12 protein-coding genes are annotated in these 14,372 nt (G+C 53.0%); 3 read left to right on the forward strand and 9 right to left on the reverse strand.

Translation table 11 applies throughout. The features are described from left to right. Positions 1-106: 106 nt before the first annotated feature. Genes HRQ87_RS08330 through HRQ87_RS08355 form a run of 6 tightly spaced genes read right to left on the reverse strand, consistent with a single transcriptional unit; the run spans position 107 to position 5,226 of the window. Positions 107-745 (reverse strand): hypothetical protein, encoded by a 639-nt coding sequence (locus HRQ87_RS08330; protein WP_174137228.1) that lies wholly within the window; start codon positions 743-745, stop codon positions 107-109. Positions 746-796: 51 nt separating this feature from the next. Beyond that, entirely contained in the window at positions 797-1,408 is a 612-nt protein-coding gene (locus HRQ87_RS08335; RefSeq protein ID WP_174137230.1) for a hypothetical protein, read from the reverse strand. Between the two features lie 11 nt (positions 1,409-1,419). Continuing rightward, positions 1,420-3,291 carry a type IV secretory system conjugative DNA transfer family protein gene (locus tag HRQ87_RS08340; protein WP_174137233.1) on the reverse strand — a complete coding sequence of 624 codons (1,872 nt, stop codon included), beginning with the start codon at positions 3,289-3,291 and terminating at the stop codon, positions 1,420-1,422. A gap of 41 nt (positions 3,292-3,332) precedes the next feature. Further along, a complete protein-coding gene (locus tag HRQ87_RS08345; RefSeq protein WP_174137235.1) occupies positions 3,333-4,619 on the reverse strand; it encodes a relaxase/mobilization nuclease domain-containing protein in 1,287 nt (428 codons plus the stop codon). Continuing rightward, the gene (gene mobC / locus HRQ87_RS08350; protein WP_246251952.1) at positions 4,616-4,972 is read right to left on the reverse strand and encodes a plasmid mobilization relaxosome protein MobC; all 357 of its coding nucleotides are present in this window, start codon (positions 4,970-4,972) and stop codon (positions 4,616-4,618) included. Before mobC ends, HRQ87_RS08345 begins: the two co-directional genes overlap by 4 nt. Then, complete coding sequence (locus tag HRQ87_RS08355) at positions 4,969-5,226, reverse strand: hypothetical protein (RefSeq protein WP_174137237.1); 258 nt, start codon at positions 5,224-5,226, stop codon at positions 4,969-4,971. The genes mobC and HRQ87_RS08355 overlap by 4 nt, the downstream gene beginning before the upstream one ends. 455 nt (positions 5,227-5,681) lie before the next feature. Between HRQ87_RS08355 and HRQ87_RS08360 the strand changes: the two genes are divergently transcribed. Continuing rightward, positions 5,682-6,434, forward strand: coding sequence for a TIGR02391 family protein (locus tag HRQ87_RS08360; protein ID WP_174137239.1), 753 nt, complete (start codon positions 5,682-5,684; stop codon positions 6,432-6,434). Between the two features lie 154 nt (positions 6,435-6,588). Here HRQ87_RS08360 and HRQ87_RS08365 read toward each other — a convergent pair whose 3' ends face one another. The 3 genes from HRQ87_RS08365 to HRQ87_RS08375 all read right to left on the reverse strand — a co-directional run bounded on the left by HRQ87_RS08365 (position 6,589) and on the right by HRQ87_RS08375 (position 9,992). Continuing rightward, positions 6,589-8,151, reverse strand: coding sequence for a hypothetical protein (locus HRQ87_RS08365; protein ID WP_174137242.1), 1,563 nt, complete (start codon positions 8,149-8,151; stop codon positions 6,589-6,591). Positions 8,152-8,160: 9 nt separating this feature from the next. Then, positions 8,161-8,691, reverse strand: a complete 531-nt coding sequence (locus HRQ87_RS08370) for a hypothetical protein (RefSeq protein ID WP_174137244.1) — start codon at positions 8,689-8,691, stop codon at positions 8,161-8,163. A 149-nt stretch (positions 8,692-8,840) separates the two neighbouring features. Then, on the reverse strand, positions 8,841-9,992 hold the full coding sequence (locus HRQ87_RS08375) for a DUF2130 domain-containing protein (protein ID WP_174137246.1): 1,152 nt from the start codon (positions 9,990-9,992) through the stop codon (positions 8,841-8,843). A 335-nt stretch (positions 9,993-10,327) separates the two neighbouring features. Here HRQ87_RS08375 and HRQ87_RS08380 point away from each other — a divergent pair, with 335 nt between their 5' ends. Beyond that, positions 10,328-12,193, forward strand: a complete 1,866-nt coding sequence (locus HRQ87_RS08380; protein WP_174137248.1) for an ATP-dependent nuclease — start codon at positions 10,328-10,330, stop codon at positions 12,191-12,193. Next, positions 12,190-13,938: an ATP-dependent helicase gene (locus HRQ87_RS08385; RefSeq protein WP_174137249.1), complete on the forward strand. Its 1,749-nt coding sequence runs from the start codon at positions 12,190-12,192 to the stop codon at positions 13,936-13,938. Before HRQ87_RS08380 ends, HRQ87_RS08385 begins: the two co-directional genes overlap by 4 nt. Positions 13,939-14,372: the final 434 nt, after the last annotated feature.

Consider the following 14,372-nt stretch of genomic DNA (forward strand, 5'->3'; position numbering starts at 1 on the left):
ACAGCGGCGCGGTCACATTGCGCGATCTGGCCCGGCAGCTGAATGTCTCAGAACAGACCCTGCATCGCGCGATCCATGGCGTACGGAAGTAGCCTACGTCCCTGATTTACGTCTCATACCCCTCGGGCAGTGGTCCTTCTGGGACATCTACTCCTTCGCGATATCGGGCACACAGATCATCCCAAAGCCAATACATCAGATTTTCGCCAAAGCTTTTATCCTTGGGGCGCAGTTCATCCGCACCTTTGGCCCAAGTCACCATGTTGCAGTTTTGTTCGGAACACCAATAGTAATATTCCCAATGAGCCTGCGACATCAGAGCGGTTTCCTTAACGCCAAACGCATTGATCAGGCGACGACCTCTTAAGTCATCTTCCTTTATCTCGTGTGGGCGGCCTTGTATGAGTTTTGGAACATAGCGTTTTGATATCTTTGGAATGATAAACCCAGGAAACTCAGCACCAGCCTTTTTTCTCTTTCTCTCATCTTTTGCAAGAGCGATCATAATTGCTGTATCAAGACTGGCCCACAGTTTTGGTTGATGGCGCTTGATGTCAGCTTGCTCAACCAGTTCTTCCAAATTTACCAATTTACGCTCTACAAGCCAGTCCAAATATTTCCAATGCCGCTTTGGCATAACAACTGTTTCTTGAGCACCACGCGCGTTTACGAGCTGCCTTCCAACTTGTTCATCACTCGACGTGTTTTTAAGTGCCTTTGCTACAATTTCTTCTATATCGTCCACAGTCAAATTATATCAGAATATCGGCGTTATCTCAATCACTTTTGCCCGATATTAAATGTCGATATCTGGGTCTTTATCCTTCTTCTGATATATTTCTTCAGCACGAGCAGGATCATTGGTTTCCTCAATCCAACGAATAGCCTCATTCACTTGAGGAAGTTCGACTTTCTTAAGCCAGCCGCTATCGTATTGGGCAAGAATTTCGCCTTTATGATAGATTTCAAGTTGAACAACATTTGTACCTTCGAGGGGATATTCCTCTTTTTCCCCCGTTTCTAGACTATATCGGTAATGTACATCTCCATCCTTTGCCGGATAGATTCCCGCGTCACTGATGCCGGGTGGCATATCGAGTGGCTGGATATCTAACTCAAACTCGACTGTGTTTTGCTGATTTTCTGACGTTTGCGATATCTCAGGGGTTTCGTTCCAGGATCGTTTAATCCCGGAGGCTCCGCTTGGGGCAAGATTTGGCGCGGGCTTTTGAGCCCAACTGGGTTTTGGCGGTGTGGGTTGCGCATTATCCTGATCCCGAATGTCTTGGTCCGATTGGTCCTTCAGAATCTCCTCGACAGATTTGGTTTCCCAGGATCGCATGTTGAACTCGGCTTTGGCCCGCCCTTTGGCGGCCGCATATCCGTCTTTAGAAGGATCTTTTGTCATTGGGGGTCTCCTTATTCAGCAGGGGCGGCTGCAGCGGGTGGTTCTGCTGCACTTTGCGGTGATCGGGTTATCTTTGGCTCAGCAGCATCCGCACCGTAGAGATTGGCTCCAAGTTTTTTCAAAGCCGGGTCTTTGAACCAGGGCCGTTTATGAGCGATGATCGGGTCCATATTCTCGACAAAGAGAAGCTGATTGTCTGCCGACAGCCGCATCAACTCATCTGGATAGGCCAGCTTGCGTTGGGCAGCCGCGCGGGTGTCGGTGTTCCCTGTTGAGTTGGACGACCCACCCCCTGTTGCACCGCTGGAACTGCTAAAGGTCGCCGACACCGCCGTGCTGAAGTTCCAAACCGTTGTGTCCCCGCAAAGCGCAGAAAAGTATTCTGCCGTCATCCGGTCCCGACTGCCAAAATACTGCACCACGCCGGAATTGCCGATAAAGGTTTCCCAGCCTTCGCCGTAAAGCGATTTCAATTGGCTACAATCCTGCACGATCCCCCACAGCTGCAAACCAAAACCCGCCATCAAGGAATAGGCCTGTTCGATCATTGTCAAACGCCCAAGGGAGGGCAACTCATCCAGCAGGAACAACACCGGTTTAGCCGGTTTGGTCGCGATGTCGCGCGCGTTGACCGTGACCGCCTGCTGCACCAGTGATCGCAACCACCGGCTAAAGGTGTGCAACCGATCAGCGGGCAGCACCAGATAGACTGTCATGGGGCTGGCTTTCAGATCGTCGAACGCAAAATCCGATTGCGACAGGCTGTCACGCAGTTTGGTACTGTCCAGGAAATGCGTCTGAGCCTGCGCCGTGGCCAGCACATTCGACATCAGCTTGGTTTCCTTTTGCAGACACCGCTCACCTGTACTGCGCACGATATGATGGGGCGAGTGCGTCATATGGGCGAAGAGTTTCTTCAGTGTTTCACTGTTTTGCAATAAAAGGTCGCGCACCCGGCCAAGATGCCGCTGGCCGTCTTCTTCAGGATCAGTGGCCACAAACAGAATGATCCCCTGGATCAGCGCCTTGGCTTCTTCTATCCAGAATTGATCCCCATGATTGTCCGCAATCACCAGGGCATCGGCCAACAGCATCGCGTTTTCTGCGATATCCAGATCGCCTTCAACCAACCAATCCATCGGATTGAACCTGGCCGTGTCCAGGCCTGTATCCGAGGCGATGCCCCAGGGATCAACAACGTGCACCTTCTGTCCCAGCTTCTGACGTGCTTTGGCGGTGATCAGGGCATTCTCGCCCTTTGGATCAATCACCAGCATCGATCCTTGGTAGGTCAACAGATTTGGAATGATCTGTGTTGTGCCTTTGCCGGAGCGCGTGGGGGCGATGGTCAGAAGGTGGCGGTCCCCTTGATATGAGATGTCAGTCTGGCTACTGCTGTCGCCAAATTTACCAAGATGAATACCAGCCACGCCAATCAGTTTGTTGGCGACCAAATCGGGTCTTGTCGCCCATTTAGCAGAGCCGAAGGTCGTGGGGATGCGTGACAAAGACCGCACGCCGCGCGCGAGCCAATAAAAAAGGCCAAACAAAAAACCAGCAATCGCAACATTACCGGCCAGCACCCATCCAAGATTGCCAGTGTGAAACATACCGATCAAAACCGCAACGCCGAACATTAACATCAAAGTTACAACACGGGCTTCACGGCCCTGAGGTGATAAAATCCAACCGAGCGCGAACCCAATGCCGGACGGAATTGCCATCAACAACACACGATAAAAAATTATCCCACCAGTGGATTGCCGCGTGTAAGGGTCATAAAACCAGCTTTCAAACACAGATCGCGCGTCGGCAGATTGGCTTGCGATAAGCACAAGACTACTGGCAGCCAAAACGGCTGTTACAAATTGTGACCGGGTCATGAAAAGATCTCCTTGAGGGGTTATTGAGGTGAGGACGAGACTTAGAGGGATAAATCAGGACCGCGTGATCGCGTCCTGGGTCGGGTGTTGTTCTGTGTGAGGTCGTTGGTCGGTTTTGCTGCGATGCGCAGACTATGCATGATGTCGCGGGCCAGCACCCTGCGGTCCTGGCGCTGCTGATCGCGCAGTTTTATAAATTTCTTCTGTAATTTGCGCCGATCCTGCATCTGATCGAGGACCAGCTGGTCGCGTTGCGCTTGATCGCGTTTGGCACAGCGCATTGTGTCAAGTTCGTTCTCGGATTGAATGATTTTGGCCTTGCCGGTCAGCCGGTCAAACAGACCACGAACGCCCTTGTTCAGCCGATCAGATCGGGCGTTGGTTTCTTCGATCCAGCGTTTGTCTTGTCCGTCTTTCAGGCGTTGCCGTTCGGCGCGATGCGCTCTGGTCATGGCACGATGGTCATCGCGCAGCGGGTCGAGATCGCGATCATGACGGTCTTTGATTTGGTTGATGTAACCTCGCATCTGATCCGTGACTTTGGAACGAATGATGGATTTGGCGTCATCAACAGATGGCAGATTGTCCGGCGAACCCAGCTTGGCTTTGACCTCCTTGGCTTTCAGGCCCGTCCATTTGGCGATGGCATAGACATTGCCATCGACATCCAAGGCGACAAAGCCGCGCCGGTCGCCCTTGGCCAGGAAATAGCCGCGCTCTTCCAAAGCATTCTTGAAGCCGATCTGGCTGTCACACCGTTCCCAGGCGTGTTGAAACACCTGCTTGATTTCCCTGGGATCGAGGCTTTGGCGTTTGGCCTGTTGCCATTCTTCCAGAGTGAAATTCAGCGGGCTTTTATTGCCGTATGTAGCCAACCCATCCGGGAGCACCCAGCCATGATCCAGAAACAAATCACGCGACAGATCGCGCAGCTTGGTTTTGAAATGCGGCAGATTGATTGCCTTCATCTCATCAATATCAATCCGCGACCACACCACATGGGCATGCCGTCTGCCGTCTTTCTCATGGATGACAATAGCGCGGGGCTGACCGCTAAGACCCAGCTTTTCTTCAGCGCGGTTGGCCGCGTCTAGAAATTGATCTTCAGTCGCGATATGATCTTGCGGTGGATTAAGACTGAGTGAAAACATGTATTGCTGACAACGTGTGGCTTTAGAAATGGCGTGGGTTTCTAACAAGGCACCGTGTAAGTCATTGGATACGAATCCCCTCAACTCTAAGATGTAAATGTGATCGTTGTCACGCGCATTCATCAGGTGATCCGCCAGAGCCGATGCGCCCGCGCGCTGTGAGCCCTTGAGGATCATGGCTTCATCCCCAAAGCCTGCATCAAAGTGACGCGCATCCACGCCACTTCGGCAATGGCGGCATTCAGGTCCGCTTCCAGCTCTTCATCAATGCTGAGCGTGCCTTGGTTCAGATGCTTGGCGATCTGGTTGAGGTTGCTGGCGGTGCGGGTTTGTCCAAGCCGAGCTAGCACTGCAGCCAGAAGCTGTTGCTCCGCAATAGGTGGTTTTTTCCTCTTCCGGTATGTGGGGGCCTCCGAGGCAAAAACCACAGACTTGATATACGACCCAAGCGGCATTGATCCGGCCTGGGCTTCCAGTTGCTGGCGTTCCTGTATCGTGAGGCGCAGTGAAAACGGGGCAAGACGGCTCATGGGCGTGGCCCCCGCAGCTCATCCGCATGGGGCTTGAGCACATCGTGCCAGCGTTCCAACTCTTCAAACAGCTCGTCACATTGATCCGGCGAGAGGAGCGGTTCGGCACTTGCAGAGGCGTGAAAATCGGGTACAGATGAGTTCGAACATTCTCTGTTCGAGCGCGCCAATAAAATCATTTGTGAGACGACACATAGTTCTGCCTTTTGCGACAGACCTTTGCCTTTCCCGTCGATTTTAGTGCATTGGCTCATTCGTTGTTCCTTCCAGTTCGGGCAGGTTTTCTTAACAACCGCTGAAAGCGGCTTGCTCTGAAACCTTGCCACGTGGCGAACGCGGATGGGGGCGAGGCAACGCTATTCGATAGGGGTGGAGCGGCCCGCAGCCGGAGGCGAGGACACGGCCCTATCTAATGGGGTTGCCCGAGGGGGAAGGCCGCGCCTTCACCCTAACGAGACGCAGTGGCGTTCGGTCAAGGCCGAACCCCAAGGAGCCAGGATTTCTCTGGTACGCTAGTGCATCTGCCTGTCTTGATTGGGGATTTTTGTTGACCAGCTAACCGTAGTTCTCGGCCCAAAGCTGACTCCTGCAACATCGTCGAGCGCTGCTGTGCAGCTTCACCAAAGCGGCCATTCGTGCATCTTGGAGTTCGGCCAACGGTTTGATACATGCGCAAAGAAGGACACTCATTTTATGATAGGGTCTAATTGTGCACGAGCTTCCTGCAAATTTTCCGGATCCAGAGGTTGTACTTGCGTTTGAACCTGAAGAGTTGGCGGGCAAATTGCTTTTCTTCCTTCGCGAAAGATGTGAACGCGGCGATCGCGCCTTCAGCATTCACAACTTGATGTTGGAGACAAAGAATTCGGCCGGGCACAATGACAGGACCCCTAGTTATCCAAGAGAATATATAGAGCGAGTTAGCCTGGCTGTTTCAGAAGCTCTGGCATGGCTACAATCTCAGGGCTTTCTTGTGCCGGAACCTGGAAACGAGAGTTGGAAGCTTCTCAGCAGGCGAGCTAAATCTCTAAAAACAGTGACAGATTTCGACCAATATGTGACCGCGCGTCGGTTGCAACGCGATTTACTCCACCCTGAGATTGCCACAAACGTCTGGATCGCATTTGTTCGGGGAGACTATGCTGAGGCCGTATTTAAGGCGATGCGGGCGGTCGAGATTGCAGTTCGTACTGCCGCAGGTTTTCCCGAAGGAGATCATGGCGTCCCAATGATACGCCGCGCCTTCAATCTCAAGGATGGACCACTGCGCGACCCCACACAACAGGACGCCGAGGCCGAAGCATTGATGCACCTTTTTGCGGGGGCCATCGGGTCCTACAAGAACCCGCACTCTCACCGAAATGTATCTATGGATGATGCTCAAGAAGCGATTGAGATTGTTTTGCTCGCTAGCCATCTCTTGCGCATTGTTGATGCTCGCCGGACGTTGGACGGCAAATAGATCACGAGACATCCGAGAAGATCGGACCCTAGCTGCAGTTCAATTTGTTTTGGCCACGCCAAGCCACGACCCTTCGAAACAGAGAATAGCTGTAAGCACGCGCCTTATTAGTGAAAGTATTTTGATCGCGAAAAGGTAGGCACCCGAGGTTCTTTCACGTTTCGCTATCGCGGCGATCGCCTCGTTCTTCGCAGAGTTCATCCCACCACGGGAGTAGTTTTCCAAGTTCATTGGCAAACGGGTAGTCTCGACTTGGATGCGCTGTACCCGCAACCAAATCGTCGTGCACGCCGTCCAAACGCCAGCCCCAATACTTTTTGGTGTTGGATGATTTCAGGGCCTGTAAAAAGGTAGCTTCCGTTGAAGTCGATAATGTGCGCTCAAGTTCCGGAACAGCGACGAAGACGATGGGTTTTCTGTCCGCCTCAGAGATCTCGGGGTCCTTTTCAAGCGCCATTTTCTCTGCGTCTGCCAGAACCTGTTTTCTCAGGGTGTCAGCCAGCACAAGCCAATTGTCCAATGTTAGAACCACTCCGACGGCATCGTCATCGACAGTTCTCCCTGCGTATCCCCTGCGGCAGTGTGAGAAGAACCGCCACAGTTGGAAAACAGCTTTCGTTATGTCTTGATAGCCCCGTACTTCAATGGGGTTTACTCCAAACATTGCTTCCTGTGACATTCGCGTTGCTTTGCACTCGAATGCGACTGAAATCTGTTCACTCTGCTTACAAAGAATATCTGGGGTATCGAGGTTGTTCGGTTTCTTCCGGTAGCTGAATTCTCTTTCCCATTCGAAACCGGGTAAAACTTCAGTAAGGTACCTTGCACAGTAGTCTTCGAACCGTCTTCCGTAGTCGTCTCGGATCGGCCCGCCGCCGCCCACCACGTCATAGAATACACCAGATGTGACTCGCTCAAGGATGAGTTCCGGCAAAGGCGCGCGTATTCGTTCACCCTCTTCGCCAAAGCGCAAGCAGGGGGCCTGCCGAAGAATGCTCGGTTTGTCTGCCGTGTGGATCATTTTGCGTCGCCTGTCTCTTGCCAGAGCCGCAGCCTTTGGAAACGGCATTGCTATCAGCGCCAAGACCCTTTCGACTTCATCCCGCTCGACTCCCATTTTCACCCAAGATCTGTCGTTCCGCACAACAGGGAAGTTGGTCAACGATACGAAGAGCATGAACCCGATTTGTGAAAAACGGTTCAGTGTGATTCCGTGTGCTTTTTCGAATTGCGCGGCACAAGGCCCCTGACCGTAAACAAAGGCGTTGCGGTAAAACTGTGGAATGTTCACAAAGCCACGCTGCCAGTCAAACTGACGCGCAGCAATCCGCCCCATTTCGATAAATATATCTTCACGTTTCTTCTGGACTCGATATTCGACGTTTTCCAACTTGCGGAGCCAGTTCACGCAATCCGTCGCGGCGCCAAAGTGGTCCCAGCGCAAAGTCCTTATCGGGCCGTTCTTTTTCGGCTTGGCCTTTGGAACTGTCATCAACTCGTTTGCCAGCGTCTCGATTTCCCACTTATGTATCGAATGCTCGCTTGGCATCTTCGCACTTATAGCGCCGTCAGGAATGGTTTCCGACAGAATAAATTTGCGCGCCGGGGCGGGGTTTTCTGATTGAAGAATATGTACGGCCCACAAGAGTTGGATAAACTCTTCGTTGCCAGCCCGCGACAACAACTTGTTCAGCTTTTTTCGGTAGTGGTCACGCATCAGCTTGCGTCAGCGAACTTGCTTCACCGCATCCCGAACGGACTTGGCGAACCATTGGTTCAACCCCGCATCCAACGCGAGCCGATAAAACTCTTCGCCTTCCTCCTGCAATCCGTACTTGCGAACAATTGCCCGTGTTCCTTTCGTAATGTCGGTAATGTCGCCTGACGATACCCACTCCGGGTTGCCCACCACCTCTTCAAATTCCGCGATTGCACGTGCGGGTAGCTGCGCGCCGAATAGGAAGTAGCGCAGGTATTTCAGGAAGTGCGGGTGCGTGTAGATTTCATCGCCCTGCCGTCCATTCCTCTCAAACAGCCCTTTGTGAGATGCCTTCAAGCGTCCGATCTGATACTCTGGATCCGACCAATAGCGCAAACGGGCTTCGGGAATGGCACCTCGTTCCGCAAGCGACTTCAACAGGCTCAAGACCAACGGTCCTTGCCGCTTGTATTGCTCATGATTCAGCGCCGATTGATCCAACTCAACGCCGCTGAGGATTTCTAACTCATCTTCGGTAAGCTCAATTGCATAATCCATAACACTGCCCCAGATGTTCGTTTTTCGTTCTGGCGAACCTACGGGGATGCTGAAAGCTTTTCAATCGAAAGGAGTGCTGCTTGGCGGCACAGGCGCCAATGGAATTGCCGACAAAACACCGATCGCCCACTTCGAGGCGTTATTCAGCATTAGTCATCTTTCCCGATCAACAAAGCTTCAACGCTTTCAATGTCAGGCATCGACCGTCCAGCGATCCCTTGCAAGTCACCATGCATCCCAACTGTTGAGGCGATAACCAGGTCAATCTGTTTGGCCCGTAGCGCCCATTGCTTTTCGATAAAGACGCGTTCCTTGCGCAGGTTATCTTGCATATCCTCGAAGCGTTCGACAATTGCATCCATGCGTTGCTTGAATTGTGTCCCGGTCAGATAATCATAAATCATTTCCATCTTGGTTTCCTGACCCATTGCGCGGCCCTTGGCATTTGCTACGTCGAACAAACCTTGGCGCAAGGAGGACGCTAGTGGGACTGCATAGCGCGGTGCACAGACCCAGACGCCGTCAACCATGCCGAAACTGTCAATCCCCTCAGGCAGGGCTTGAGAGGTAATCACAGCCACTTCACATCCCGAAGACCGTTGGTCATCGCGCAGTTTGGCTAGCCAGCCCGCGGTCCAGTTCTTGGTGCGTTTGCTTTCCCATAGGATACTGCCGGCAATGCCACCCGATGCGGTCACGTCTTGGCGCACATCCGCGCCGCTGATGCCTTTGGCAACTGGAACAAAGGTATCCATCGGAAAGGCCGCACCGAGGGTTTCTTCCAAAACAATCTCCGCCGCTTCGCCCTGGGTCTGCATTGAACCTTGCTCGGATTTCTGTTTCAGCGTTTCGATCTGCCGTTTCATGCCCTGCATGACTTGTTCTTGTTCGGCCAGTTTCAATTCGGCCTTCTCATTTGCTTCTCGTGTCAGCTTTTCAGTGAGTGCTGGACGTTCTGCCGCTAGCATTTTTTGCAAAGTAAGCTCCATCTCGGCTTCTTTGTCCTTGAGTTCCTGTTCATGCTTCAACGCAGCGGCTTGCGCCAGTTGAGCCTCTCGCAACTTTTCTTCCTGCGCTTTGATACGTTGCTCAAGAGCGGCATGCTCTGCCGCAGTTTCAGCTTTGGCCGCATCCTTGGCCTGCGCCCGTGCTTCGGCGAGCGCCTTGGTCGCCTGTGCCTCTTGCTTGGCCAGCTCATCTTTGAAAGACGCGCGGAGGTCAGCGAGCATCGGGCCTGCAAGTTGCTCGGTCAATTCAATTTCATGGGAACACTTCGGGCACTGAATCTTCAACTCGGACATGCGCTCACCTCAAAAATTTGCAGAAAACCAAAGCTATCATGGAAAAGTATGCGCCTCCAGAGCGGGTACGCCTAGATGACTCTTTGGCCTCTGTCCGTCGGTTCGAACCTGAAATTCTTCGACCACATTACTTCGACGCGGCGTGTCACGTTGGATTTCTAACAGCCCCGAAGCGTCGCTTGCGAGTTAGGCCAGCTGAAATTCAGAACCGTGTTCAAAGATCCACAGAATTTTAAGTGAATACATAAGCTAGCTGAGTTATTGTCTTTAGCGTGGCTTAAGCACGTTTAATGCCCAGGCATGTAGGCGCAGATTCTAGCGTCTGAAGGAACAGTATGCACCTAAGTGAACTAGAATTAACCAATTTTCGATCCTTCTCTAAAGAGACCACGTATTTCGAGAAGAAACTCACCGTGCTTGTTGGCGAAAATAATGGTGGCAAGAGTAATATTATCGATGCCATGCGACTTCTCACGACGCCGCTTGGCGGCCGCAGAGAAATCTATTGCGAGCAAACCGACGTTCGATTTGGGTCAAGTACCGCAAGCTTTGATTTGAAGGCCAGCTTTAGCGATCTAACACCACCGCAGCAGGGGCGTATGCTTTCGGCAACAACTGACGTGAGCATGGAAGTAGCCTGTTTTGGCCTCACATACGACGCTTCTTCTAGAAAGCATTATGTGCGGCCGACGTTATGGGGTGGGCGCTTTAAAGCCGCTCCTGAGCCTGGCTCTCACGAGATGATCCGCCATGTCTATTTGCCGCCCCTACGTGATGCCAAGCTTGCATTGGCATCCGGCAATCCCACGCGGATAAACGCTCTGCTCAACCACTTTCTTGGAGACCAAGACGCCGCCGATGTGGCAAAGAGTCTTGCCCGCGGTGCCGAAAACCCGATCCTCGGTAACGTTGACAGTGCCGTTGCAAGCGGTCTGGATGTATTGACCGCGGGCGTAAGGCGGCAAAGCGCCGAGTTGGGATTCAACACAAATGAAAGCCTGATCGACATTGCCCGCGACCTCCGGTTCAAACTTGCCGACCACGGTATTTCGCCTGAGGATCTGAAATACTCCGGTCACGGTTATGCCAACCTACTATACATGGCGATTATCGCCGTCGAGCTGGAGAAGACCGACAATGCCGAGTTAACGCTTTTTCTTGTCGAGGAGCCGGAAGCACACCTGCATCCGCAACTTCAGGCCGCTGTTCTGAATTTCCTCGAAGAGCGCGCCGAACAATCCTTCAAACCAAAGAGTGATCCAAATGCGCCCGCAGGAAATTTGCAGGTCGTCGTCGCCACGCACTCTCCGAACCTCTCGGCCTGGGTGCCGAACCGCAACCTCGTCTTCGTCAAATCGATCATCCCTGAAATTGTAACCGAAGAAATCCAAGAGCCTCAGGCAGGCGACGACGACCAATCAGTCGTAGAAACCGAGGCTAGCGCTGAGCCTCAAAGCCATGCCGACGATCCCGCGGACTCGGCGCAAGCGCCGCGACCGGAATCGAGGTGCATCCCTCTCTCGAAGCTTGTTCTCAATGATGAAGAGCGACGCAAGATCGACCGCTATCTCGATGTTACCAAATCCGCGCTCTTGTTCGGGGGACGGGTATTTCTGGTTGAAGGCATTGCCGAAGCACTAATCCTGCCCGCCATCGCAAAGCACCACGTGTTCAAGGGCAAGCCTGAGGATTTTCGCGTCTTTCGGTCAGCCGTCTTTGTACCGATCGATGGCGTCGACTTTCAACCATACGCAAAAGCTCTTCTCTCACCTTACAACGACGTCAGGATCGCCGAGAGGTTGGTGATCCTGACAGATGGCGATGCGCAGTCTGTTGATGAAGGTGCAAAGCGGCCCGGCCAGATCCGCAAAGAAAAGCTGGAGGAACTGGCAAGAGACAATTCGGCTTCTGGCAATCTGGATGTCTGCATCAATACCTATTCGCTTGAGACCGAACTTGTGAACGCCGGAAATGTCGCGGTCATGAAAGAAGTCTATCTCGGCCTGCATCCCAGATCGGAAGAGAAATGGGATACGGCTGTTGCATTGGCAGGCTATGCCAAGGCCAAGGCTGTGCAGAAGATCTTCAAAGACACACCAAAAGGAGACTTCGCCCAGCTTCTGGCCGAGCAGGTCGCAAAATCTGCTGAATTCCAAGTACCACAGTATTTGATCGATGCGATAAAGGCCATTGTCAAATGACGCCAAAGCCTTTCGCGCCTACTGAAGAGCAGCGCGCTGTCATTGACCATGAAGGCTCAGCGTTTGTTGATGCCTGCCCAGGTGCTGGGAAAACCAGGATTTTGATCGAACGCGCTCGCGAGCTTTTCGGCGCATTGAGACAAGGCCAAGGTATCGCTTTTTTGTCCTTCACTCATGCCGCAGTCTTCGAGCTGGAAACGCGACTTTCGCAGGAACGATTGCTTCCCGCGCCGATTTTTCCAAACTTCATAGGAACGTTCGATAGCTTTGTCTGGCACTTCCTTGTCGCACCGTTTGGACTGCCAGGCGCAACTGTTCGACCTCGTTTGATTGCGGATACGGCAGGCCTACCCGTCGAGCCGTACGAAAATGCACAAACTCTACCGCTTTCTTGCTTTTGCCCCGATACAGGTGCGATCTTTCCGGCGGAAGCAAAGTCCAAGGGCTTTGATGTATCCAAAAAGCAGGACTATCAGGTCCAGGCCTATGAAACGACTGCCAGTCGAATACGAGAGCGCCTCCTTGCGCGCGGTCATCTCGGCTTTGACGAAGCGCGGTCAGTTGCTTTGCAGAGAATTTCAGATACGCAAATCGCGCGACGGATCGCGCTTGCTCTAAAAGGGCGATTTTGTGAAGTTATTGTTGATGAGGCGCAGGACTGTAACCCCGATGATCTGAGGATCATTGCTTGGCTTCGTGACTCCGGCCTTCCGACAAAAGTCGTGTGCGACCCCAATCAAGCCATCTACGAGTTTCGAGGCGGGGTCACTGACCACCTTAGTACATTTGCAGAGACTTTTCCTGCCGCTCAGCGCAAAAAGGTTACCGGCAACTTCCGTTCTTCCCCAAATATCTGCAAGGCCGTCGCCGGATTTCGCCCTATCCCCGTACGGGGCGATCCCGATGAAGCGCTTGGCTCGCTCAGGGGCCACTCAGCATCTGTCGAAATCCTGTCCTACGGAGGCATTAGCGTTCCGCCCTCGATAGGAGAAACATTCTCCACCATTTTGCGGGGCGCTGGTATTCTTCCTTCTTCCGCCCCAATTGTCGCTTCCACAAAGGCCAGCGGGGCCGCCGCATCCGGTCAGCCCAAAGCTACAGGTTCACAGGATCGCACCCTTCGTCTTGCCGAAGTGGTATCGGAGTTTCAATTTGCCGCTGGCTACAGTGATATGAAGAAGGCCATGGACAGTGCCCATGAACTGTTTCTGCTACTTGAGGGCAAGCTTGGCGGCCTGTCCTACCACCAGTACATCGCCGATAACGACATTGATCCTGCCAGTTGGCGCTCGCAAGTGGTTAAACTTCTGCGCACGCTTCGATTTTCCCTAGGCGTTCATGGAGATGCCCGTGGTTGGCACGGTGCTGTAAAGCAAGTTCTGGAGCGGGAACTTTCTATTGATGATGGTCAAACGATCTCGCAGAAACTGCGGTGGAATACTAATCTCGAAGGCCTGCTTGCAGACGCTCCGACGGACACTCCCCTTCCGCGCACGATCCATTCGGTCAAGGGTATGCAGTTTCCTGCCGTGTGTGTGGTGATGACGTCGAGAACCCTAGGCAGAATTCTCGATTTCTTGTTGACGGGCGAGCCTGCTGACCAGGCAGAGAATGCTAGAAAGCTATATGTGGCGGCATCGCGAGCGGAAAAGCTCTTGGTCTTAGCCGTGCCAAGAAGCCAAGCACTGCGTTTGAAAACGCATCTTGAAGCGCAGGGTGCATCTGTAAATGTCCGAGAAATCTAGTTAGCCAGGCTCCGAGAGGACACAGCTTAGTTCGAGATTCTGGAATGCTCGCTTGAACGGTATTGGAAACGAAGGACCGCTTTCTATCCTCTGTCTATGTCTTCTCGCATAAGCAGCGCACTTCCGCTTTCCGGCATACAAAGCACCTTGTGTCGGAAAAACACGAAAACCGTTGTTAACAAAGGGTGAGGGCGCGGCCCTCCCCCTCGGGCAACCAAATTAGACAGAGCCGTGTCCTCGGCTACGCCTGCGGGCCGCACCACCTCTGTCGAATTGGGTTGCCTCGCCCCCTCCCGCGTTCGCCACGTGGCAGATTTGCAGGAGCAGGCGGCTTCGCCGTCTGACCTTCAAATCGCGCCCAATTTTCCGGTTGGGAAACGGGATCAAACGAAACGAACCTGATGGGTCAAGTATGAAGATTGGGTCAGTTTATG

The organism is Parasulfitobacter algicola (assembly GCF_013315265.1).
GTDB classification, from domain to species: domain Bacteria; phylum Pseudomonadota; class Alphaproteobacteria; order Rhodobacterales; family Rhodobacteraceae; genus Parasulfitobacter; species Parasulfitobacter algicola.

Bases quoted from the DNA above. Each gene is read 5' to 3' on its own strand.
- HRQ87_RS08335 (WP_174137230.1), bottom strand. From the start codon at position 1,408: ATGACAAAAGATCCTTCTAAAGACGGATATGCGGCCGCCAAAGGGCGG.
- HRQ87_RS08340 (WP_174137233.1), bottom strand. From the start codon at position 3,291: ATGACCCGGTCACAATTTGTAACAGCCGTTTTGGCTGCCAGTAGTCTT.
- HRQ87_RS08345 (WP_174137235.1), bottom strand. From the start codon at position 4,619: ATGATCCTCAAGGGCTCACAGCGCGCGGGCGCATCGGCTCTGGCGGAT.
- mobC (WP_246251952.1), bottom strand. From the start codon at position 4,972: ATGAGCCGTCTTGCCCCGTTTTCACTGCGCCTCACGATACAGGAACGC.
- HRQ87_RS08355 (WP_174137237.1), bottom strand. From the start codon at position 5,226: ATGAGCCAATGCACTAAAATCGACGGGAAAGGCAAAGGTCTGTCGCAA.
- HRQ87_RS08365 (WP_174137242.1), bottom strand. From the start codon at position 8,151: ATGCGTGACCACTACCGAAAAAAGCTGAACAAGTTGTTGTCGCGGGCT.
- HRQ87_RS08370 (WP_174137244.1), bottom strand. From the start codon at position 8,691: ATGGATTATGCAATTGAGCTTACCGAAGATGAGTTAGAAATCCTCAGC.
- HRQ87_RS08375 (WP_174137246.1), bottom strand. From the start codon at position 9,992: ATGTCCGAGTTGAAGATTCAGTGCCCGAAGTGTTCCCATGAAATTGAA.
- HRQ87_RS08380 (WP_174137248.1), top strand. From the start codon at position 10,328: ATGCACCTAAGTGAACTAGAATTAACCAATTTTCGATCCTTCTCTAAA.
- HRQ87_RS08385 (WP_174137249.1), top strand. From the start codon at position 12,190: ATGACGCCAAAGCCTTTCGCGCCTACTGAAGAGCAGCGCGCTGTCATT.